The organism is Mucilaginibacter ximonensis (assembly GCF_042686265.1).
Lineage (GTDB): Bacteria > Bacteroidota > Bacteroidia > Sphingobacteriales > Sphingobacteriaceae > Mucilaginibacter > Mucilaginibacter ximonensis.
This window is the reverse complement of sequence record NZ_JBHUPD010000001.1, coordinates 708,487-729,636: the sequence shown is the minus strand read 5'-3', so window position 1 is coordinate 729,636 and position 21,150 is coordinate 708,487. Positions and strand designations below refer to the sequence as shown.

Here is a 21,150-nt window from a genome sequence, read left to right as displayed (position 1 = left end):
CGGCCATTGAACAAATGGCCGCATTTTTTTTTACCAATTCCTATAAATCCTCGCAATCTGAAATGAAGAAGATAGTATCCGTAAGTTCAAAATCAGAGCTTGCAGCATTTATTGATTTCCCTCATGAGTTATATAAGGATGATGCAAACTACGTCCCCGAATTATTCATCGCGCAACGCGATTTGCTAACCAAGCATCCGTTCCATAAACACAATAAGCTGCAATGCTTTTTAGCTTATGACGGCGACAAAATAGTTGGCCGAATTGCTGCCATATTAAATAATGCGCACAATGAGTATAATAAAGCCAATGATGGTTTCTGGGGTTTTTTCGACTGTATAAACGATCAGGAGACGGCCAACCTTTTGTTTAATACTGCTGCTAAATGGCTGAAAGACCAGGAGATCGACGGCAAATTCATTGGCCCGGTAAACTTCTCGACTAATGAGGCCTGCGGTTTGTTGATTAAAGGATTTGATACGCCACCAGTGTTAATGTTTACCTATAACTTCCCCTACTATGCTGACCTGATCGAGAAAGCAGGTTTCCATAAACAGATCGATCTTATCGGTTGGCACTGGGAGGGCCAGAACTATGATGACAAATCGGTTAAATTACTTGATGCCCTGCAGGAGCGTTTGAAACGAAGTAACGTATACATTCGCAAGGTGAACCTCAAAGATTTCAAAAACGAGACTATCAAGTTACGTGAGGTTTATAACAGCGCCTGGGATAAAAATACAGGTTTTGTACCCTTAACCGATGACGAATTTGACTGGCTGGCTAAAGACTTGAAACTGATACTCGACCCGGACTTTGCCTTAGTAGCCGAGCAGGATGGAAATGTTGTAGGTTTTGCTGTAGCGTTACCCGATTATAACAACATCTTCCAAAAAATAAAAAAAGGGCGCCTGTTGCCTACAGGTTTGTTTAAATTGTTATTTGGAAAGAAAAGTATCCGTGGTATCCGCATTTATGCGCTTGGGGTTGTTGAAGGATATCGTAAACTGGGTATTGAAGCGGTTTTGTATGGCACCATTATTAAAGAGTATAAACGCAAAGGTTATGATTATGCCGATGCGGGCTGGACGCTGGAAAACAATACCATGATTAATAAGGCTATTGAAGCCATTAAAGGCGATCCCTATAAAACGTACCGCATCTACGAAAAAGCGATATGATGGAAAGGGTTTTGATAACCGGTGCAAGCGGGTTTGTTGGGTATCACTTGATTCAGGCGGCTTTGCACAATAACCTCGAGGTTTATGCGGCTATCCGCAAAAACAGTAAGATAGATCACCTGAAAGGTTTGGATATACAATATATCTATCCTGATTTTTCAAACGTCGATTCACTGAAAACGGAGCTGCTGGATAAACGTTTCAATTACATTATCCATGGTGCGGGCGCTACCCGCGCTATTTCAGAGGCCGAATACAACAAGATCAACGCGGAGTACGCCGCTAACCTGGCTGAAGCATCGTTAGCTTTGGGCGATACTTTGAAAAAGTTTGTGCTCATCAGCAGCCTTGCTGCCATCGGTCCGCTAAAAACTTTGGATGGTGTTATCACTGAGGATACCTACCCTAACCCGATTACTGCATACGGCAGAAGCAAGTTATTAGCCGAGAAAAAAATAAAAGCCATAAAGGGCTTAAATTATACTGTTTTGCGCCCTACCGCTGTGTATGGCCCACGCGATACTGGCATATTTATATTTTTTAAACAAGTTAGCAACCACCTGGAACCATATATAGGTAACATCAGGCAAAACCTCAGTTTCATTTATGTGACCGATCTGGCAAAAACCGCAGTTAAAGCCTTACACTGCGGAGATATGAAAACATACAACCTGTCTGACGGAAATTTTTACGACCGGCACGAACTGGGCACCCTTACAAAGACTATTTTAGGGGTAAAAGCGTTCAAATTTCATCTGTGGGTAAATTTTGTAAAATTAATTGCCGGCATATCACAAAAAGTTAGTTCTTTTAGCAATTCTGCCCCTATTATTAATCTGGAAAAACTGGACGAGTTAATGGCTGTTAACTGGTCATGCAGCATTGAGCTGGCTAAACATGATCTTGGCTTTAACCCACAGTACCCTTTAGCCAAAGGTTTGCAAGAAACCTTGCAATGGTATAAGGATAATAACTGGATATAGTAATACAACATATCATCTACATTTTAACATTACACAATGAAAAGCAACATTAAGCCTGCCGAGGGTAAACTTGGTATTTTGCTTCCGGGTTTGGGAGCTGTGGCTACTACGCTTATTGCCGGCGTAGAAGCAGTAAAAAAAGGATTAGCTGAACCGGTTGGTTCATTAACTCAAATGGGTACCATCCGTTTGGGTAAACGTACAGAAAATCGTCGTCCCAAAGTTAAAGATTTCGTGCCGTTGGCCGACCTAAATGATATTGTTTGGGGTGGATGGGATGTATATACTGACAACGTATTCGAGTCGGCCATGAACGCAAAAGTTCTTGATGCTGGTTTACTTTACTCGGTAAAAGATGAGTTGGAAAAAATTAAACCGATGACAGCAGCGTTTGACCAGAATTACGCAAAAAACTTAACTGCTACTAACGTTAAAACCGGCACCCGTTATGAACTGGCTCAGCAGGTGATGGAAGATATCCAAAACTTTAAGGAGCAGAATGGTCTTGACCGCGTTGTGTTGGTATGGTGCGGTTCGACTGAAATCTATTATGAAGCATCAGACGTTCACAGCACTTTAGATAAATTTGAGGCAGGTTTAAAAGCCGACGATCATTTGATCGCTCCAAGTATGATCTATGCTTACGCGGCTTTAAAACTGGGTATTCCCTTTGCTAACGGTGCACCAAACTTAACAGTTGATATACCTGCATTGATCGACCTCGCTAAAGAAACTAATACCCCTATAGCCGGTAAAGATTTTAAAACAGGTCAAACGTTGATGAAAACCGTTTTGGCGCCAGGCCTGGCGGCCAGATCACTAGGTGTGAGCGGCTGGTTCTCAACCAATATTTTGGGCAACCGCGATGGTTTGGTGTTAGACGATCCGGATAACTTTAAAACTAAGGAGGTTTCAAAATTGGGTGTGTTAGAGGATATCTTCAAACCAGAAGAAAACCCTGAATTATATGGAGATATCTTTCACAAGATCCGTATCAATTACTATCCTCCGCATGGCGACAACAAAGAGAGCTGGGATAACATCGACATTTTTGGCTGGCTGGGTTACAAAATGCAGATCAAAATCAATTTTTTGTGCCGCGACTCTATTTTAGCGGCTCCTATTGCTTTAGATTTGGCTTTATTTAGCGATTTTGCCAAGCGTGCCGGTATGAGCGGTATACAGGAATGGCTGTCATTCTACTTAAAATCGCCGCAAACCGCGCCGGGCTTACCTGCAGAGAACGATATCTTCAAACAACTGATAAAACTGGAAAACACGCTGCGTTACTTAATGGGCGAAGATCTGATTACTCATTTAGGGTTAGATTATTACGAAGACCTGGTTACCGCATAATCATGTTGTTTCATAAACTGGCCGCTACTGTATTTGGCATCGGTTACTTAGGTAAAGGTGTAGGCACGGTAGCGGCCTTTTTTGCTGCTGTAGTTTGGTATTTAGTATTTAAGGATACTAATCCGGCTTTAATTTATGCTTTGCCGCTTATTGTATTGGTTACCGCATTGGGCGTATGGAGTGGTAATAAAGTTGAACCTTTATGGGGTAAGGATCACGGCCGTGTAGTGATTGACGAGGTGGCCGGCTTATTTGTGAGCCTGCTTTTTGTACCGGCTACTTTTCTTTGTGTTGTTGCCGGATTTATACTTTTCCGGTTTTTTGACATTGCCAAACCGCTGTTTATTCGCAAACTTGAAGCGTTGCCGGGCGGCTGGGGGGTTATGGCGGACGACGTGCTGGCGGGTGTGTATGCCAATGTTGTTTTGCACATACTGATCTGGTTACATGTGCTAAATGTCAAATTTTAGTAAAACAAGTCTGTTTTTATTAACAGTGCTGTTTATTTGACTTTTTGACCACAGAAGTCTATAGTATTTCTTTACCTTTGCACCCGTTTTCAAACCACTGCCGGGTTTAAACTGATGGCTTAAATGTTGTGAAAATTCACATCGCCAAAATAACACCGCACTAAGTGAGTTTGTATAAAAAATAAAGATGGATCTTAGAAATTTTTTAAGAAGGTATACATTTTTTGCTTTCTTAGTATTTTATACTTCTGCCCTATTTGCCCAGACTACTACAGTTACTGGCGTAGTTACCGATGGTGGCTCCAAGAAAAACGAGGTAATGCCATTCGTTAGCGTGGGGTTTATGGGTACAACTATTGGCGCACCTACTAATGCCAACGGCCGGTTTTCTATTTCAACAGATAAACCTGTTAAGCAAATAAAAGTAAGCTTTGTCGGCTATCAGGATGCTTATATCAATATTACGCCCGGCGTGGCCCAGGTAGTAAACGTAAGGTTGATACCGTCGACCGAAGAGTTACAGGAAGTTGATGTAAAGGCTGGTAAAAAACCGAAATATCGTAACAAAGGCAATCCCGCGGTAGAACTGATCCGTCAGGTTATTGCCCACCGTGACCAAAACCGTCCTGAGGCGTATAATTATGTGGAGTACAGAGAATATGATAAAATGATGTTCTCGATAGCTAACCTGTCAGATAAATTTGCGCAGAAAAAATTCTTACAGAAATACAATTTTGTATTGCAAAACCGCGACAGCACTACCGTCCCGGGAAAATCACTGTTGCCTTTGTACCTGGATGAGAAATTGTCGCAGTATTATTATCGCAAACAACCGGAGAAAGAAAGGAGTGTTGTTTTGGGTACCCGTACAGTTGACTACGGCGGCTCGATAGATAAAGAAGGTATTACTGAGTTTTTTAAATACATGTATGCCAAGGTTGATATTTATGATAATAGCATCAACCTCATGACCAATAACTTTTTAAGCCCGATTGCCAATGGCGGGCCTACCTTCTACAAATATTTTATTACTGATACCGTTACGCTTGATAACGGTCAGAAATTAATAGAATTAAGCTTTACTCCCCGCAATCTTGAAGATATGTTGTTTGAGGGTAAGATTTACATTACACAGGATGGCAATTTTGCTGTACAGAAGGCTAAGCTGGGCATCAACAAGCACATTAACTTGAACTTTGTAAAGTCGATGGATATCGACCTGGATTTTGAGCAAAACCCGGATGGCCGCTATCACCTGAGCAAAAGTACCAACCTGGCCGATTTTGGTATTAACAAAAATAAAAACAGCGGTTTATTTGGTATCAGAACTATAGTTTACAAAAACTACATCGTGAATCAACCACGTCCTGATACAACTTACAAAAAGGGGGTTGAAGACGACGCTGCAGACTACGCCATATCACATCGTGGAGAAAAATTCTGGGATCAAAACCGTCTGGATACGCTAACTACAGCCGAGGCAAAGGTTTATAAAAACGTAGATAGTTTGTCGCACATGAAATCTTTTCAACGAACATTAGATATAGCGACTTTATTATTTGCCGGTTATAAATCTTTTGGCTGGTTTGAGGTGGGCCCGTCAAATACCTTCTACAGCTTCAATCCTATCGAGGGTTTAAAACTGAGGTTAGGTGGCCGTACAACTCCTGAACTGAGTAACCGCTATTACTTTGAAACTTATGCGGCCTACGGTTTTAAGGACGAAAAATGGAAAGGCTTTTTGAGTGCAACTTACTCATTAAATAATAAATCAATTTATAAGTTTCCGCAAAATTACATAAGGGCAAGCTTTAACCGCGATACCAAAATACCCGGGGCTGCACTACAATTTGTGCAAGAGGATAACTTTTTGCTATCATTTAAACGTGGCGAAAACGATAAATACCTGTACAACGATTTTTACCGGTTTGATTACGTACATGAGTTTGAGAGTCATTTTTCTTACAGCCTGACGTTAAAGAAATGGACACAAACTCCTGCCGGATCGTTATATTTCCAGAATAACACTGGTTTTATTAATAACCTCACTACTGCCGAAGTTTCATTAAATTTACGTTATGCGCCAAATGAGAAATTTTACCAGGGTAAAATATACCGCGTACCCGTTCCCAGCACCAATCCGATTATAAGTGTTGATTATACACACGATTTTAAAGGCATAGTGGGTGGTTCCTATGATTTTCAAACTGTGCATGCGCGCATAGACAGAAGAACTTATTTATCGCAATTGGGTTATTTCGACTCGTTTGTTGAGGGCGGTAAAATATTTGGCCAGGTACCCTACCCGTTACTAACCATTTTCCGCGCTAACCAAACTTATGCCTACGACCTGTATTCTTACAACTTAATGAACTTCCTGGAGTTTGTCAGTGATAAATACGTGGCGCTTAACATCGACCAGCATTTTATGGGTTTCTTTTTTAATAAGATTCCTTTACTACAGAAATTGAAATGGCGTGAAGTGGTGTCTTTTAAAGGCATTTACGGTCAACTGGGCGACAATAATAATCCGGCACTGCACCCTAATCTGTACCAGTTTCCGGTAAGGGCAGATGGCACACCGATTACTTATACCTTAGGGAATACGCCTTATATTGAAGGTAGCGTTGGTGTCGAAAATATTTTTAAATTTATACGCGTCGATTATGTCAGAAGATTTAATTATCTGGATCATCCGGGTGTGGCTGCTGACGGCATTCGCGTAAGGGTAAAACTTGACTTTTAAAACCCGCACATAGTATCAATGGCTCAACAAACTTCTCTGCGTACAAATCTGCAACTTGGTATTTACAAAGTGATTGATCCCTTTGTAAAAGTGCTAATCAAATTGGGTTTGACACCCAACGCGGTTACCACCATTGGGTTTGTATTGAACATTGGTGTAGCAGTTATATTTGTGATAGGCGGCGAAGAAGGCAACCGCGGCGACTTGAGTTATATTGGCTGGGCCGGCGGATTAATTTTATTTGCAGGCTTATTTGATATGCTTGACGGACAAGTTGCGCGCCTGGGCAACATGAAGTCTACCTTCGGTGCGTTGTATGATTCTGTGCTTGACAGATACAGTGAGCTGATTATGTTTTTCGGCATTTGCTATTACCTGATTGCACAACACTATTTCCTGAGCTCAATATTTGCGTTTATAGCCCTCATTGGTTCAATGATGGTAAGCTATGTACGTGCCCGCGCTGAAGGTTTGGGTATTGAATGTAAAGGAGGCTTAATGCAACGCCCTGAACGTGTAGTTACTATAGGCCTATGTGCCATTATTTGCGGTGTGAGTTCGCTTTATATAGGCGGTAATTACAAATTGTACGTCCCGGGCGTTAGGTATCACGTATTTGAAACAATGTCAATATTCACCTTCCCTATTGCATTACTTGCGGTTTTGACCAACATCACAGCATTTAAAAGATTAACAGACGCCAAAGCCTCGTTAGAGAAACAAGAGAAGAAGTAAGCTGCGATGAGATTATCTATTTTATTATTATTGACCGGCCTTTGCTCGTTCGGGCAAATTAATGGTGTACAGGCACAAACAATATTTCCAAAGCAAGCTAACTGGGTTGATGAAGATAAATTCCCGACGCCTGCTGAAAATATACAACGGTTGTTTTATTTGCAACGTTTACCAAACCCAAATACCATTATTTACGAATTAAACGCCCCAAACGGCCGCATTGACGAGGATGAACCAATACACCCTTATTGGATACGTTATGCCAGTAAAAATGAACGGGATGATTTGAACTATATTCAGCGAAAATTTGCCTATGGCCTGGTCACTAAAAAAATTGGAAATGATCAATGGGATGTCAGATTTGTATCATACAAAAAAATTCCACTATTGTTAATGAAGGGTAACGACGGAAAATATCATATCTTCGCAACAATTGCACAGAAGCAAATGGAGGTTAACCGTATCTTTGCCAAAATAGAAGGCGGATCTTTCTGGGTACCTAATATTGTTTATGTTGAATTTAAAGGGACAGACCCGGGAACCGGCAAAGAAGTAGTAGAACGTTTTAAACCCTGATTATAGCCATGGCAAAAAATTTCATATCCAACTCACAGGAATCAACCCGAATGTTTAAAAGCGACCTTTTGGAAGCTTTATCTAAGGTTCATTATCTGGTACCGGTATATATTTTTGTACCGGTTATATTAGCCAGTACCTATATCGCTTTCTTTGTAAAGCACATTGGCGCTTTGGTTTATATCGAGTATTTCTTTATTGGCTTATTTGTTTGGACGTTTACCGAGTACATTATGCACCGTTTTGTGTTTCATTATGTACCTAAAAACAAAATCGGTTTGCGTTTGCATTTTATCTTCCATGGCGTTCACCACGACTATCCAAGCGACGCTAAACGTTTGGTACTGCCGCCATCGGTTAGCATTCCGTTGGCTACAGGTTTTTACTTTCTGTTTAATGCCATATTGCCCGCCAACTATATTTTCGGTTTTTTCCCGGGCTTTATTTTAGGTTATTTGTTTTATGACCTATCACATTATGCTATCCATCACTTTAACTTTAAGGGTAAGGTATGGAAGGCTATAAAACAACACCATATGTTGCACCACTACCAAACTCCTAGTAAAGGTTATGGTGTAAGCTCTCCTTTATGGGATAAAATTTTTGGTTCAGACTTCATCAAAAAATAACGATGAATGACACTACTGTTCAAGGCCCGGTAGTTAATACCAAATCCATTTTAACTGTTACTTTTCTTTCTGTTGCCTATGTATTACTGTCGACATGGGTGGTAGGCTTTAAATCAGACCAGATTGTGCTGGTGGTGATTTTTAATACCTGCTTCTACGCATCAGCTATCAGTCGTAAGTTTATATTAGGCTTTAGCGTATTTATAGTTTACTGGATATTGTTTGATTATATGAAGGCTTTCCCCAACTATACAATAAGTAAAGTGCATATAGCCGACTTGTATAATCTGGAAAAGCACCTTTTCGGCATTAATTTTAATGGCAGGGTTTTAACGCCTAATGAATATTTGAAAGCCAATTCAAAAAGTTATCTGGACGTAATTGGCGGTTTGTTTTATTTATGCTGGATACCCGTTCCACTAAGTTTTGCCGCTTATCTTTTCTTTAAAAACCGTCGCGAATTTTTATGCTTTGCGATGACTTTTTTTGTAGTAAACTTGCTTGGTTTTGTGGTTTATTACACATTCCCTGCCGCGCCGCCGTGGTATATACAGGAACACGGTTTTAACTTTATTGCTAACACACCGGGCAATACAGGCGGCCTGGTACGCTTTGATCACTTTTTTAACGTACATATCTTTCAATCCATCTACCAAAAAGGCTCAAATGTTTTTGCGGCTATGCCTTCCCTGCACTCGGCTTATCCTATTATTGTGGTTTACTACGCATTTAGAAACCATGTTGGAGTAATGAAGATGGTTCTAATTACCGTAATGATTGGTATTTGGCTTACCGCTATTTATACCAGCCACCACTTTGTACTTGATGTTTTGGCGGGTATGATTACTGCTATTATTGGCATCAATCTTTTTAATTTACTATTTACCAGGGTTTCCTTTTTAACTAATTTTCTGGATAGCTACGAAGCCTTCATTCGTTAAATTCGATATTGCTGTATAGTTTTCTATACTATTATCTTTCAAATCCAGATATATAATACTACATTTAGTTCGCCTGTATTAACACATCTAACTAACAGTCAAATTGTTAACTAAACGGGCATACATTTTGACTACGAATAGTTACGCTTTAAAAAGCGAACTTTATGAAGAAACTTATCCTACTCGTGTTAATTCTGGCTGCCGGATACCAAACATTCGCTTATAATCAGCGTGCTGATAGTGCTACGCGTCAGGTTACTACGCTTCCTACCAATATTGACACCTTAAAAAGGATGATTGGGATAGAAATGAATGACACCTTACGGTCGGCACTTTTAACCCAGCTGGCTAACCAATATTTAAAGTGGGATAATTTGGATTCCAGAACTAAAAGAAATTTCCAGGCACAGGCTTTATATTATACTTATGAAGCTTTGCACCTGTATTCAAGATTGAATGACAGTGTAGGTTTACGTACCTCATTTGATGACCTGACAAAAGTATACCGGTCGCAGCACGATTTGGTTCAGGCTAAATGGTTCGCGGTTCAATCAAATTCTTTATCGAGAGCGTTAAAGGACACACCTAATATTATGGCTTCATTGCTGGTATTGGCTAACATCAAAATGGATATTAAAGATTACAGCCTGGCCATGCACGATTTGGATGAAGCGCTAAAAATTTCTAAAGTAAGCCATGCGCAAAAAGACGAGATAAAAGTACAGGATAACTATGTGCTACTATATAATCGGATGAAAAATTATGATAAAGCGGATGCGGCTGCCAAGCGACGTGACTTTATTAATGATAGCTTACTAAAAAGCGAACAACAGCTAGTTGCAAAAGCTCAGGATTCGCTTCAGGTCAAAAAAAAAGTACGTTTAAGCAGCAAGAAATCTATCAAAACAAACTCACTCAAAAGGATAGCCTCATTGTAATGCTGATTATAGCAATCGGCGTAATATGTCTTCTTGTGCTGTTTTACCAGGTTCGCAAAAGGCGTCGAAAGCTTGGAAAATAAAACTGCCGATCATTGCGTTTAATATCATATTACTTCAATGAAATATTTTACTTTTTTGTGCAGTCTAATTTTAACACTGCACGTTTCCACTATACATGCCCAGTCGTCGGGCACCGATAAGTTTAAGACAAAGTTTTTGGCTTTAATCAATAAAACCCGTGCTGCAGGTTGCGATTGCGGAGGTACTTATATGCCACCGGCCCCGCCTCTTGTCTGGAACAATGACCTGGAAAAGGCCGCCAAGGGGCACGCCAAAGATATGGCCTCAAAAAAATATTTTAGTCATACCAGTAAAGATGGTCGCGATGCTATGGCACGGGCTGAAAACGCCGGGTATAAACACTTTGGCTATCAAAGCTTTACCGTTGGCGAGAATATTGCCCAAGGCCAGATGAGTATTGAGCAAGTTATGGATGGCTGGCTTCATAGCGAAGGTCATTGCAGAAATTTAATGAATCCTGACTTTAAAGAAGTGGGTGTTTGGATGACCGACACTTACTGGGTGCAGGATTTTGGTGGTCGTGTCGAATTTTCGCCGGCCATGAAAGCGCTCATTAAAAATGGTAGGGCACACATTGTGCAAGGTGCAGTGCGAGAAGAGCATCATTGAGATTTTTTTGACGGATTATCCTGCGGTTTCGGCGGACGAGGGCCTCGCTGATGAATAATCAATCCGTTCAGGAAATTACGTAATATCTGGTCGCCGCAAGGCTTAAAGTTTGGATGATCTTCTGCCCTGAATATGGCGCCAAGCTCAGTTTTGGTTATTCGAAAATTTGCCAGCGCTAATACTTTTATTATATCGTCATCAGTAAACTTCATAGCCACCCTCAGCTTTTTCATGATATCATTATTGCTCATATTCTTTATTTTGACAGTTCGATTTTAACGCGCTTATTTTTTATTTTTTCGTTTTTAATACGCTGCAACAGTTCGTTTATCTTAAAGCGATTAATAGCAACATATGAGGCCTTATCCAGCACTTCCACCCTTCCAACATCCTCTTTGCTTACATCCCCCTTCTTTAACAACAAGCCAACAATATCTATTTTGTTGATTTTGTCTTTTTTACCTGCGGCAATATACAAAGTAGCCCAGGGAGTTGCCTCAGGCAAAGATATGTTTTCAAGAAGTTGTTCGCGCTCTGGTTCTTGTTTTAAATATGCCGGAAGTTCATCATCTGCCAAAATAAGGTAAGCAGTACCTTTTGCATGCATACGCGCAGTGCGGCCGTTTCTATGTATAAAAGCTTGTTCAGTAACCGGTAACTGGTAATGAATGATATATCCGATCTCGGGGATATCGAGTCCGCGAGAAGCCAAATCAGTTGTAACAAGTAAACGATGGCTGCCGTTTCTAAATTTGATTAAGGCCCGCTCCCTGTCCTCCTGTTCCATCCCGCCATGATACAGCCCGTGTTCAATACCTCTGTTCCACAACAAATTACTAATATGATCGGCTGCTTCGCGATGATTGCAAAATACCAAAGTGGCGTGATTTCCGATCTTGCAAATCAACGCAAATAATGTATCGAGTTTATATCTGGCCTCTGTTTTAATGGTTTTTAAAACGATGTCGGGCGCATTGTTTTGGTTACCCAGATAATTTAACTCCACTGCCTTTTGGATGCCTGTAAAGGCAGGTATATCGCTCATTTTGGTAGCCGATGTTAAAATACGACGTTGAAGGTTCGGTAACTGACGAATAATTATCGACATATCATCCTGGAAACCAAATTCAAGCGATTTATCAAACTCATCCAAAACTAAGGTATGCAGGGCATCTGCACTAAAACTCTCCTCCCGTAAATGAAAAGCTATACGTCCCGGGGTACCAATTAGCACAGCTGGTGGCTGCGACAGATTATTCTTTTCAACTTTAGTAGAATGACCACCATAGCAGCAATTAACTTTAAAACCGGTGGCCATGGCCTTAAATACCTGCTCAATCTGCAAAGCTAATTCGCGCGAGGGTACTAAAATAAGCACCTGCACCAGTCTTATATCCTTTTGAAGAGATTGGATTACAGGCAGCAAAAAGCCAAGTGTTTTTCCAGAACCTGTTGGCGAAAGCAAGATCAGGTCGCGCTTTGTATCTGCATTAAGCGCGGCATTTTGCATTTCATTCAATGCAGTTATATGCAGGTTGCTCAGCGCCTCTTTTATCATGCAGCAAAGATAACCCTATTGCGCCTAATTTTTGCTTGTACCTTTTGATAATGCCAATGCCCTGGTGGTGGTAAAATATTTAGCTATCATATTCGGCACTTCCCAGGCTGGCATATCGCCATCACGCAGGTAGCCTAAATATTTTTCAGTGACACGACCAAAATGAGCCTCATGACCATCCTTATATTTTTCAGGGATAACAACCTCCCAGCCGTTGGCGCTTTTTTTCAGATCAACCCCGGGGTATTTTTTCTGAACATCTTTAAGGCGAGCCATTAACACCTGCTCGTAATCCGCTGATGGATTTGTTGGTTCAATGTAGAGTACCGGCGTGTATTTTTCTGCCGCAGTCTGACGCACATATAAATCGGCTTTGGTACCATGTAAAACCGAGTTTTGGCTGTCTCCACTATTATCGGGCGCTGCATAGGCCCATTTAGCGGTAAGCTTAACGTTAACGCCAAATAACTTATAATTTACAGAACCATTAGCATAAACTTTCAGGATGGTATCTTTAACTACATTGTCCTTCAAAAATGCCGGAAAACCATCAAGCTTGGTAATGGCTTTGAATTGGCTCAAAGTAATATATGACGGCCAGCGACGCGCATTGTTAAATTGAATATCCTTTTTATAGTCTATAATTTTATCAGGAAAGCATTCCCATTGGGTTAAATCAACTAAATGGACGCCAACATCCTGTAATCCTTCGCCTTGCTGTTTTACATCAAAGAACCAGTCGGGGCGGCTTAGCACACTGCCAGAAACAAATTTGTAGAAATAGTGCACGCTGGTCATTTCTACACCGGGTTCTTTAGGCGTGCCTTTTTTTAGTTCGCCAAATACATCAGGAATCATAGCAAACTCGCGTTGTAAAGTATTGGTTATCTCATAACGCTCAGTCATGATATCATATAATATCAGATTTTTTTTAGCGGCATCGGTGAAGGCGCTTTTTAACATCTCGAAATGCTCGTTATCAATAGCCATTGGCTTATCGCCCAAGACGTTAAAACCTGCATCAATAGACTTTTTAATGTATTCGGTCTTTTTTCGGTTGTTGCCAGCCATAACAACTACGTTACCTTTTTTTTCGGCAATCATTTTTTCAAAAAAATCCGGACCGGTGTAAACAATCTCGCTCCAATGTGTTGGTTTGTCTTTACGAAAGTTATAGGCATCAATTTTTTCCAAATGCATTTTTACATCGGGCCCTTTAGGTGCATATACGTACACATCAGGCTCGATGTCGGGCAAGGTAAACTTTTGCACCAGCGCAGCATGAAAATGCCCCGGATCTAAAGTGATGAGCTTTACCTTCTCATTCTCTTTAAGTTGTGCATTCGCAGCTACATTAATGAGCATTGCGCCCAGCAGCACACATTTACCTATAACATTCTTCATAACTATTATCGATTTTAAAACCACAAGCCCTGAACTAAAAAGTAGATACCGATACAAGCAAAACCCATACTTACCAGCCACAAATTGCGTCGCTTTACAATAATGGAAATAGCACCTATGGCAATTGATATTTGAAATAAGGTAATGCCGCGTGCAAATACGCTATGCTTGGCACTGTGCATGGCGGATTCTTTCTGAAACTCTTCAGCTTTTTCTTTTATTTCGGTTTGTTCTTTTTTGTTCTCTGCAATTTTTGCCTGGTCGTCAGCCGCGGGCACCTTGCCTAAAGCTATCAATAACTTGCTGCTTTGGTTCAAGGTTTCAGTTTTAATACCCTTTGCCTGATAGAATGCCCATTGGTCTGACGCACGAATTTGAGACAGCATAGCTTCGTCAGCATGCTCGCCGGCTAATAAACCGGTAATTGCTGCTAATACAGCTATTAAAGCGGTAGAAAGGGCTACAAACAACACCCACCGCTCTTTACCTTCTTCAAGCATATGGTGCGCATGCTCGTTACTCTGTTCGTGAATTTTTTCTGAGTAGTTTTCTATTTCGTCCATTATAGGGGGATGTAAACACTTACGCTGACATAAAGGTAAAATTAGAAATGCTTATACGCAATACCTGTAAATCATGGCGCGCTTTCCTGCTCGGTATCATTCACTTTTATAAAGCCTGCTATCTCTGCAGCTTCCTGATGAGTTAAATCGCCAAGGCCGGTATATTCCCACTGCTGCATTTTATCGTCAAAAATAATATCACCCAAGCCTACCGGGCCCTCGGTCAATTTAAAAATGCCTGTCGAGTATAAATTGCCGCCTGGTATGTTTTGGTTTACGGGGGTGATGGTGATGCTATGTTCTTCACCATCTTTATAAATGGTATAATTTAGCTGACCTGTCATGCCATAACTACAAAATATAATTGTGTTTGTTTGCGCTTCACCAGTTCATTAAATCCATAACCCGTTTAAATTCTGAATTAACAGGCGCCTCAATAGTTGTCTCATTTTCCGTTACAGGGTGAATGAAATGAAGTTTGGAAGCGTGCAGCATTAACGTAGTCATTTCCCAGCGTTCTCTGAAAAGCTTGTTTTGTTTATTGCAGCCATGCGTTGTGTCGCCAATTATAGGATGATTGACATGACTCATGTGCTTACGTATCTGGTGCATACGTCCCGTCGAAGGCTTAACTTCAATGAGCGAATACCTGGATGTTTCATGTTTGCCAAAAGGTACCGGCAATTCAGCCCGCATTAATGTGGTGTAACGAGTAAATGCCTCCTGTAGGGTGCCATTGTCTTTTTTAAGCGGATGATTTATATCCTCCGCATCGTGCGCATACCCGCGCACAATCGCCAGATAAGTTTTGTTGACTTTATCATTGGCAAACTGTAATTGCATGGCAACCTCGGTTTCTTTATCAAAAGCAAACAATAATATGCCGGCGGTTGCCCTGTCTAAACGGTGAACCGGGTTTACCCTTGCTCCCACCTGATCGCGCAACAATTGCAATGCAAACTCGCTGGCGTCGGCCGCTATAGGCGAACGATGTACCAATAAGCCATGCGGTTTATTTATGGCGATCAGATGATTGTCCCGATAAAGGATATCGAGCATTTAATCAACCTATTATCTTAGCCAGATCGGCCGGCGAATAATTAACGGATTTTAAAGTTTTATCATCCTGGGTGCGATAAACCAGGAAAAGGCCATCAATCTCTTTATGATATGATTCAGTATTGTTTTTGCCTTTATAATGAGCGATAGTATCATTAGCCTCTTCTAAAGACTTACACGCCTTACTCATATTGGAGCGGTGTACTTCATCAAAAAGTTCCTTGAACTTTTCGCCTAAGCCAAATTCTAACACAGCACCCGATAATACATATTGCAAGTCGCAAAGTGCATCGGCTATTTCAACTATGTTGTTATCATTTATGGCTTGTTGTAGCTCTTTTAATTCTTCTGCAAGCAATTCAACACGCAGCTTGCAACGCTCAGGCGAAGGGATAGTAGGTTCAGGTAAAATGGGATGTTTAAACGTAGTATGAAATTCTGCAACCTGGTTCAGCGAATTTAAATCTTTAATCATAACAAGCTTTTTATAAATAGCGTGGATTGTGTTCTTGATCGCTAAGTTATGAATAAGCAACTATTAATCAATGAAAGGTTGATAACTCTCAGGGAATGTAAACATCACCCTTTTTTAGCGCTTTAACCTTGTGAGCTTTTACAGTAAAATAAATGTTTTTCATATCTACCAGGGTGTATACCGCGTAATCATGGTTCCACTCGCCTATTGACGCAACACGATATGGCTGCGGATGCTTATCAAATATAACTTGATTGTTTACGATTTCTTTTTTGGAGGTACATGCAAAAAGCACTGAACAAAAAACCAGGGGGAGTTTTTTCATAATCGTTGTTGTCGTTCTAGATTGAGTAAAAATCAATATACTTATTTCCAGTAAGTTAAAAAATTAGGTTGACTTAATGATAATGTGTATATCCCAGCCCATTAATACTTTCTAAGTTTATTATCACTATAACAAAAAAGCCATTTTGTTGAAAATTGTTTCAACAAAATGGCTTTTTATTAAACTTTTATTTAAAAAGTCGCTTTAAAGCTCTCTAACCCATATGTTGCGGTAGCTTATAGGTTCGCTTCTGTCACCGTGGGCCTGTAATTTTATAGGTGCGGGCCCGTGTTTTGCATTTTCGTAAGTTGGTTTACCTACATAAATAGTCGGCCCTAACAGTGATACGTTATTTTGTACCAGCACACCATTAAATAATACAGTTGCCCTTGCAGGAGTTTTAACAGTACCGTCTTCATTAAATGATGGCGCTGTCCAGATCACATCATAGGTTTGCCATTCGCCCGGAGGCCTTGCCGGATTAACTAATGGGATAAATTGTTTATAAATACTGCCCGCCTGGCCATTTACGTAAGTTTTGTTTTTGTAGGAGTCAAGCACCTGTAGTTCATACCCGGCGTCGCCTTTACCTAATGAGGCTAAAAAAACGCCGCTATTACCCCGTGCCTGATCGCTACCGGTAATATTTGAAGGAATACGCCATTCAACGTGTAGCTGATAGCTGCCAAATGATTTTTTGGTTTCAATATTACCGGCGTGTTTGTTTACAGTTAGTATGTTATCAGCAACATTCCAGTTAGCCGGCTCACCCCTGTGGTCTGTTTGTGTCCATTGATCAAGGTTTTTACCATCAAATAATATAATAGCATCTGACGGTGCATCGCCTAAAACTTTACCTGGAGTTACTACCGGAGGTACTGGTTCATAAACTTCAGTATCCTCGTGTTTCATTTGTGCATTAGCTGCTAAAGTGCTTGCTGCAAGTATCATCGCCAGCACCAATGAGTGTTTTTTGTTCATAATTTTTTTGAGTAGTTTGGATAGCAAACATAAACAAAAAAATTATCCCGCCTAAACAAGTTAGACACGTTAGCCAAATATTAAGATCATTGTTACAGATTGTGCATTAGTTTTATTTGGCAGGCCGATGAAATAGCCGTCGTAATTCATTCTTCGCCATCTCTAAAGGTCGCTTTTGGGTTTTGGTGAGATTTCTACCTGCTCGGTTTTCATAAAAGTTAATCATTGACATAGCGCTTTGAAATGGAGATGTCTTACGGCGTTCACTTTCTTCGGCCGAATGCTTTATTGAACGCGCTATTTTTCTGGGATCTTTTGACTTGAAAATGTTTTTCTGCAGATCCATAGCATTACTTTCTTTAGTCACTTTAGCCGACCACAATTTTCGTTTTCTTCGTTGTGCCATATAATACTATTGATGATTTAAAAATATTTTTCAACCGATATTCCGTATGTTAACAATAAGTTCTCACTCTGCGTACGGTTTTGCCTTGCATAATTTAAAGATGTGGTAAAGCTCAACCATTTTTCAATTTTGGCGCCCATAAACCCAAGTATTGGTAAAATCAATCGTCATGTTTTTTTTCTTAACATCAAACTTAAGCGCATTATTTAGTAAATAAGTATAACTGGTGTGTGTCCGGTTAATTGATCCCGTTGGCGCTAAGGCGATATGGTAATGCGTGGTGTCATTAAATTGCGCTTCTGCATTATAACTTACCGAAATAAGCCACCCTATACCAAGCAGGTATTTGGCAATACTCACCTTCATCCGGTATTAGCCGTTTACTACTTCGCCCCCATTTACGTGAATAACCTGGCCGGTGATAAACGAACTATCGTCTGAAGCTAAAAACACATATGCAGGTCCAAGTTCAGAAGGTTGCCCTGCGCGCCCCATGGCAGTTTCTGAACCGAAGCTTTTTATCTTTTCTTCATCAAAAGTTGCCACAATAAGCGGCGTCCAAACCGGCCCCGGAGCAACAGCATTTACCCTGATCTTTCGGTCAACCAGGTTTGTGGCCAATGAGCGCGTAAATGAAGTAATAGCGCCTTTTGTGGACGAATAATCGATTAAGTTTGGCGATGAGCGATAGGCGGTTACAGATGTGGTATTAATGATGACATCGCCCTCGTGTAAATAGTTCAACGCCTCATTAGCAAAATTAAAATAAGCGAAGATATTGGTACGGAAAGTATCTATCAATTGCTCTTCATCAATTGATTTGGGGTCTTTTTGCGGAATTTGCATCCCGGCATTATTTACCAATATATTGAGTTTTCCAAACTCATCAATTGTTTGTTTTACGGCATTTTTACAAAACGCACTTTCTTTAACATCACCCTTTATCAGCAAGCACTTGCGACCTAAAGATGTAATGATGTCGCGGGTTTCAATTGCATCCACATCCTCATTAAGATAAACAATGGCCACATCTGCACCTTCACTGGCAAAGTGTACGCTAGCAGCCCTACCAATGCCGCTATCGCCGCCTGTTACCAGCGCTGTTTTGCCGTTAAGTTTACCGGCTGCTTTATAATCGGCTTTAATATACTCTGGCCGGGGAGACATTTCTGCCTCAATGCCGGGCTGCTTATCTTGTTTTTCTGGTACTTCAGGTGATTTTATTGTCGATTCCATATCCATTCCTCCTTGTTTTCAAACCAGGTTTTTTGGGATAATGTTTCTGGAAAAGAAAAAATGCGTAAAAACCACGCCTACCCACGCAGTATTTACATACGTTCAGGTACCAAAATACCAAGCATAGCCATAGCTTTATTGATTACCTTGGCACAAGCCGCAGATAACTGCAATCTGAATTGTCTAACTAATTCGTCTTCTGCTTGCAATATCGAGTGTTCGTGATAAAATTTATTATAACCCTTAGCTACTTCGTAAGCATAATTAGCTATTGCACCCGGATTATGGTCGGTTGCCGCTTGCTTTATAGTTACCGGAAATTGAGTTAACAGCATAATTAAATCGCGCTCTTCGGGCGCCAGTTCGGTTCGCTTAGCTTTAATATCCAATACGTTTGCCCTACTTAAGACAGACTTAATACGTGCGTGTGTATATTGTATAAATGGCCCTGTATGCCCCTGAAAATCTACAGATTCATTGGGATCAAACAACAGCCGTTTCTTCGGGTCAACTTTTAAAAGAAAATACTTCAGTGCGCCCATTCCAATAGTATGATACAACTGCTCTTTTTCATGCTGACTAAAATCATTAACCTTACCTAATGCCTCGGTCTGTTCCTTAGCTGTCGCCTCCATTTCGGCAATCAGGTCATCAGCATCAACTACCGTACCCTCACGTGATTTCATTTTGCCAGATGGCAGATCAACCATGCCGTATGAAAGGTGATATAGTCCCTTAGCCCAACTTTTACCCAGTTTATGCAAAATCAAAAACAGTACCTTAAAGTGATAATCCTGCTCATTACCTACCACATAGATTGATTCATCCATTTGGTAATCATCATACTTCAGTTGTGCTGTACCCATATCCTGAGTAATGTAAACCGAGGTGCCATCAGCACGTAAAACCAGTTTCTGGTCAAGTCCTTCGTCGGTCAGATCAATCCAAACCGAGCCATCTTCTTTTTTAAAGAAAACGCCTTTCTCAAGACCCTCCTCTACTATGTCTTTACCTAACAAATAGGTGTTACTTTCGTAATAATATTTATCAAACGCTACGCCCATTTTATGGTAGGTAGCTTCAAAACCGGCATAAACCCACCCATTCATGGTTTGCCACAGATTAATTACCTCGTCGTCGCCAGCTTCCCATTTCAAAAGCATTTCTTGCGCTTCTTTAATCAGCGGCGCATTCTTTTTAGCTTCTTCTTCGGTTTGGCCTTGCAGCTTTAACTCCTCTATCTGTTTTTTATACTCTTTGTCAAAAATCACGTAGTATTTACCAACCAAATGATCTCCTTTCATACCGGTTGATTCCGGAGTTTCGCCATTGCCAAACTTTTGCCAGGCCAGCATTGATTTGCAGATATGTATGCCGCGGTCATTAACCAAATTCGCTTTAATTACTTCGTACCCTGCGGCTGCTAAAATCTGAGCAACTGAATAGCCCAGAAGGTTGTTGCGGACATGTCCCAGATGCAATGGTTTATTGGTGTTTGGTGATGAATACTCAACCATAACTTTTTTACCGTTTGGCTTAAAAATCCCAAAATCGTTGGCAGTGATTACGTTATTTAATTGATCTACCCAATATGCGTCAGCTATGGAGATATTTAAAAATCCTTTTATAACATTAAATGCTGATACCTCGGCAAGTTCGCTTTTTAAATACTCACCTATCTCTGCACCCGTTTGCTCCGGAGACTTTTTAGAGAACCTGGTAAACGGGAATGTGACAATAGTAACCTGACCTTCGAACTCTTTACGGGTTTCCTGCAAACTTACCGCAGACACATCTATATCTGTTTGATAAAGTGTTTTTATAGCCTTAACGGTGGCATCAATTATAAAATTCATGCAGCAAAATTAACATTTTAGTCGGGAACTTAGGCGAAA

At 40.6% G+C, this 21,150-nt stretch carries 24 protein-coding genes; 11 read left to right on the top strand and 13 right to left on the bottom strand.

Translation table 11 applies throughout. From position 1 onward, the window contains the following. Positions 1 to 62 precede the first annotated feature (62 nt). The 11 genes from ACFS5N_RS03350 (at position 63) to ACFS5N_RS03300 (ending at position 11,248) form a co-directional block, all read left to right on the top strand. The gene (locus ACFS5N_RS03350; protein WP_377182225.1) at positions 63 to 1,181 is read left to right on the top strand and encodes a GNAT family N-acetyltransferase; all 1,119 of its coding nucleotides are present in this window, start codon (positions 63 to 65) and stop codon (positions 1,179 to 1,181) included. Next, the gene (locus ACFS5N_RS03345) at positions 1,178 to 2,164 is read left to right on the top strand and encodes an NAD-dependent epimerase/dehydratase family protein (RefSeq protein WP_377182223.1); all 987 of its coding nucleotides are present in this window, start codon (positions 1,178 to 1,180) and stop codon (positions 2,162 to 2,164) included. The genes ACFS5N_RS03350 and ACFS5N_RS03345 overlap by 4 nt, the downstream gene beginning before the upstream one ends. A 36-nt stretch (positions 2,165 to 2,200) precedes the next feature. Next, positions 2,201 to 3,520 (top strand): inositol-3-phosphate synthase, encoded by a 1,320-nt coding sequence (locus tag ACFS5N_RS03340; RefSeq protein ID WP_377182221.1) that lies wholly within the window; start codon positions 2,201 to 2,203, stop codon positions 3,518 to 3,520. A gap of 2 nt (positions 3,521 to 3,522) precedes the next feature. Then, positions 3,523 to 3,990 carry a phosphatidylglycerophosphatase A family protein gene (locus ACFS5N_RS03335; RefSeq protein ID WP_377182218.1) on the top strand — a complete coding sequence of 156 codons (468 nt, stop codon included), beginning with the start codon at positions 3,523 to 3,525 and terminating at the stop codon, positions 3,988 to 3,990. A gap of 187 nt (positions 3,991 to 4,177) precedes the next feature. Continuing rightward, positions 4,178 to 6,736: a DUF5686 family protein gene (locus tag ACFS5N_RS03330; RefSeq protein ID WP_377182216.1), complete on the top strand. Its 2,559-nt coding sequence runs from the start codon at positions 4,178 to 4,180 to the stop codon at positions 6,734 to 6,736. An 18-nt stretch (positions 6,737 to 6,754) separates the two neighbouring features. Further along, positions 6,755 to 7,471 carry a CDP-alcohol phosphatidyltransferase family protein gene (locus tag ACFS5N_RS03325; RefSeq protein ID WP_377182214.1) on the top strand — a complete coding sequence of 239 codons (717 nt, stop codon included), beginning with the start codon at positions 6,755 to 6,757 and terminating at the stop codon, positions 7,469 to 7,471. A gap of 6 nt (positions 7,472 to 7,477) precedes the next feature. Next, positions 7,478 to 8,047: a DUF4833 domain-containing protein gene (locus tag ACFS5N_RS03320; RefSeq protein ID WP_377182212.1), complete on the top strand. Its 570-nt coding sequence runs from the start codon at positions 7,478 to 7,480 to the stop codon at positions 8,045 to 8,047. Between the two features lie 8 nt (positions 8,048 to 8,055). Then, complete coding sequence (locus tag ACFS5N_RS03315; RefSeq protein WP_377182210.1) at positions 8,056 to 8,676, top strand: sterol desaturase family protein; 621 nt, start codon at positions 8,056 to 8,058, stop codon at positions 8,674 to 8,676. 2 nt (positions 8,677 to 8,678) lie between these two features. Beyond that, a complete protein-coding gene (locus ACFS5N_RS03310; RefSeq protein ID WP_377182208.1) occupies positions 8,679 to 9,617 on the top strand; it encodes a phosphatase PAP2 family protein in 939 nt (312 codons plus the stop codon). A gap of 164 nt (positions 9,618 to 9,781) precedes the next feature. Beyond that, positions 9,782 to 10,555, top strand: coding sequence for a hypothetical protein (locus ACFS5N_RS03305; RefSeq protein WP_377182206.1), 774 nt, complete (start codon positions 9,782 to 9,784; stop codon positions 10,553 to 10,555). A 120-nt stretch (positions 10,556 to 10,675) separates the two neighbouring features. Then, positions 10,676 to 11,248 carry a CAP domain-containing protein gene (locus ACFS5N_RS03300; protein WP_377182204.1) on the top strand — a complete coding sequence of 191 codons (573 nt, stop codon included), beginning with the start codon at positions 10,676 to 10,678 and terminating at the stop codon, positions 11,246 to 11,248. Here ACFS5N_RS03300 and ACFS5N_RS03295 read toward each other — a convergent pair. From ACFS5N_RS03295 to argS, 13 genes are all read right to left on the bottom strand, one after another. Further along, entirely contained in the window at positions 11,242 to 11,499 is a 258-nt protein-coding gene (locus tag ACFS5N_RS03295; RefSeq protein WP_377182202.1) for a DUF1456 family protein, read from the bottom strand. The two genes, ACFS5N_RS03300 and ACFS5N_RS03295, sit on opposite strands and share 7 nt — an antisense overlap. A 5-nt stretch (positions 11,500 to 11,504) precedes the next feature. Further along, on the bottom strand, positions 11,505 to 12,806 hold the full coding sequence (locus tag ACFS5N_RS03290; protein ID WP_377182200.1) for a DEAD/DEAH box helicase: 1,302 nt from the start codon (positions 12,804 to 12,806) through the stop codon (positions 11,505 to 11,507). 24 nt (positions 12,807 to 12,830) lie between these two features. Then, positions 12,831 to 14,210: a putative oxidoreductase C-terminal domain-containing protein gene (locus ACFS5N_RS03285; protein WP_377182198.1), complete on the bottom strand. Its 1,380-nt coding sequence runs from the start codon at positions 14,208 to 14,210 to the stop codon at positions 12,831 to 12,833. Between the two features lie 14 nt (positions 14,211 to 14,224). After that, a complete protein-coding gene (locus tag ACFS5N_RS03280; RefSeq protein ID WP_377182196.1) occupies positions 14,225 to 14,773 on the bottom strand; it encodes a DUF4337 domain-containing protein in 549 nt (182 codons plus the stop codon). Between the two features lie 71 nt (positions 14,774 to 14,844). Then, entirely contained in the window at positions 14,845 to 15,117 is a 273-nt protein-coding gene (locus tag ACFS5N_RS03275; protein WP_377182193.1) for a hypothetical protein, read from the bottom strand. A gap of 37 nt (positions 15,118 to 15,154) precedes the next feature. Further along, the gene (locus ACFS5N_RS03270; RefSeq protein ID WP_377182191.1) at positions 15,155 to 15,832 is read right to left on the bottom strand and encodes a pseudouridine synthase; all 678 of its coding nucleotides are present in this window, start codon (positions 15,830 to 15,832) and stop codon (positions 15,155 to 15,157) included. Positions 15,833 to 15,836: 4 nt separating this feature from the next. After that, complete coding sequence (locus ACFS5N_RS03265) at positions 15,837 to 16,307, bottom strand: pyrophosphohydrolase domain-containing protein (protein WP_377182189.1); 471 nt, start codon at positions 16,305 to 16,307, stop codon at positions 15,837 to 15,839. 88 nt (positions 16,308 to 16,395) lie between these two features. Further along, positions 16,396 to 16,632 carry a hypothetical protein gene (locus ACFS5N_RS03260; protein ID WP_377182187.1) on the bottom strand — a complete coding sequence of 79 codons (237 nt, stop codon included), beginning with the start codon at positions 16,630 to 16,632 and terminating at the stop codon, positions 16,396 to 16,398. Positions 16,633 to 16,836: 204 nt separating this feature from the next. Beyond that, a complete protein-coding gene (locus tag ACFS5N_RS03255) occupies positions 16,837 to 17,613 on the bottom strand; it encodes a 3-keto-disaccharide hydrolase (RefSeq protein ID WP_377182185.1) in 777 nt (258 codons plus the stop codon). A 112-nt stretch (positions 17,614 to 17,725) separates the two neighbouring features. After that, positions 17,726 to 18,019 carry a DUF3175 domain-containing protein gene (locus ACFS5N_RS03250; RefSeq protein ID WP_377182183.1) on the bottom strand — a complete coding sequence of 98 codons (294 nt, stop codon included), beginning with the start codon at positions 18,017 to 18,019 and terminating at the stop codon, positions 17,726 to 17,728. 123 nt (positions 18,020 to 18,142) lie between these two features. Continuing rightward, positions 18,143 to 18,385, bottom strand: coding sequence for a hypothetical protein (locus ACFS5N_RS03245; RefSeq protein WP_377182181.1), 243 nt, complete (start codon positions 18,383 to 18,385; stop codon positions 18,143 to 18,145). A 6-nt stretch (positions 18,386 to 18,391) separates the two neighbouring features. Beyond that, positions 18,392 to 19,255, bottom strand: a complete 864-nt coding sequence (locus ACFS5N_RS03240; RefSeq protein WP_377182179.1) for an SDR family oxidoreductase — start codon at positions 19,253 to 19,255, stop codon at positions 18,392 to 18,394. Positions 19,256 to 19,347: 92 nt separating this feature from the next. After that, positions 19,348 to 21,111, bottom strand: a complete 1,764-nt coding sequence (gene argS / locus ACFS5N_RS03235) for an arginine--tRNA ligase (protein ID WP_377182177.1) — start codon at positions 21,109 to 21,111, stop codon at positions 19,348 to 19,350. Positions 21,112 to 21,150 lie beyond the last annotated feature (39 nt).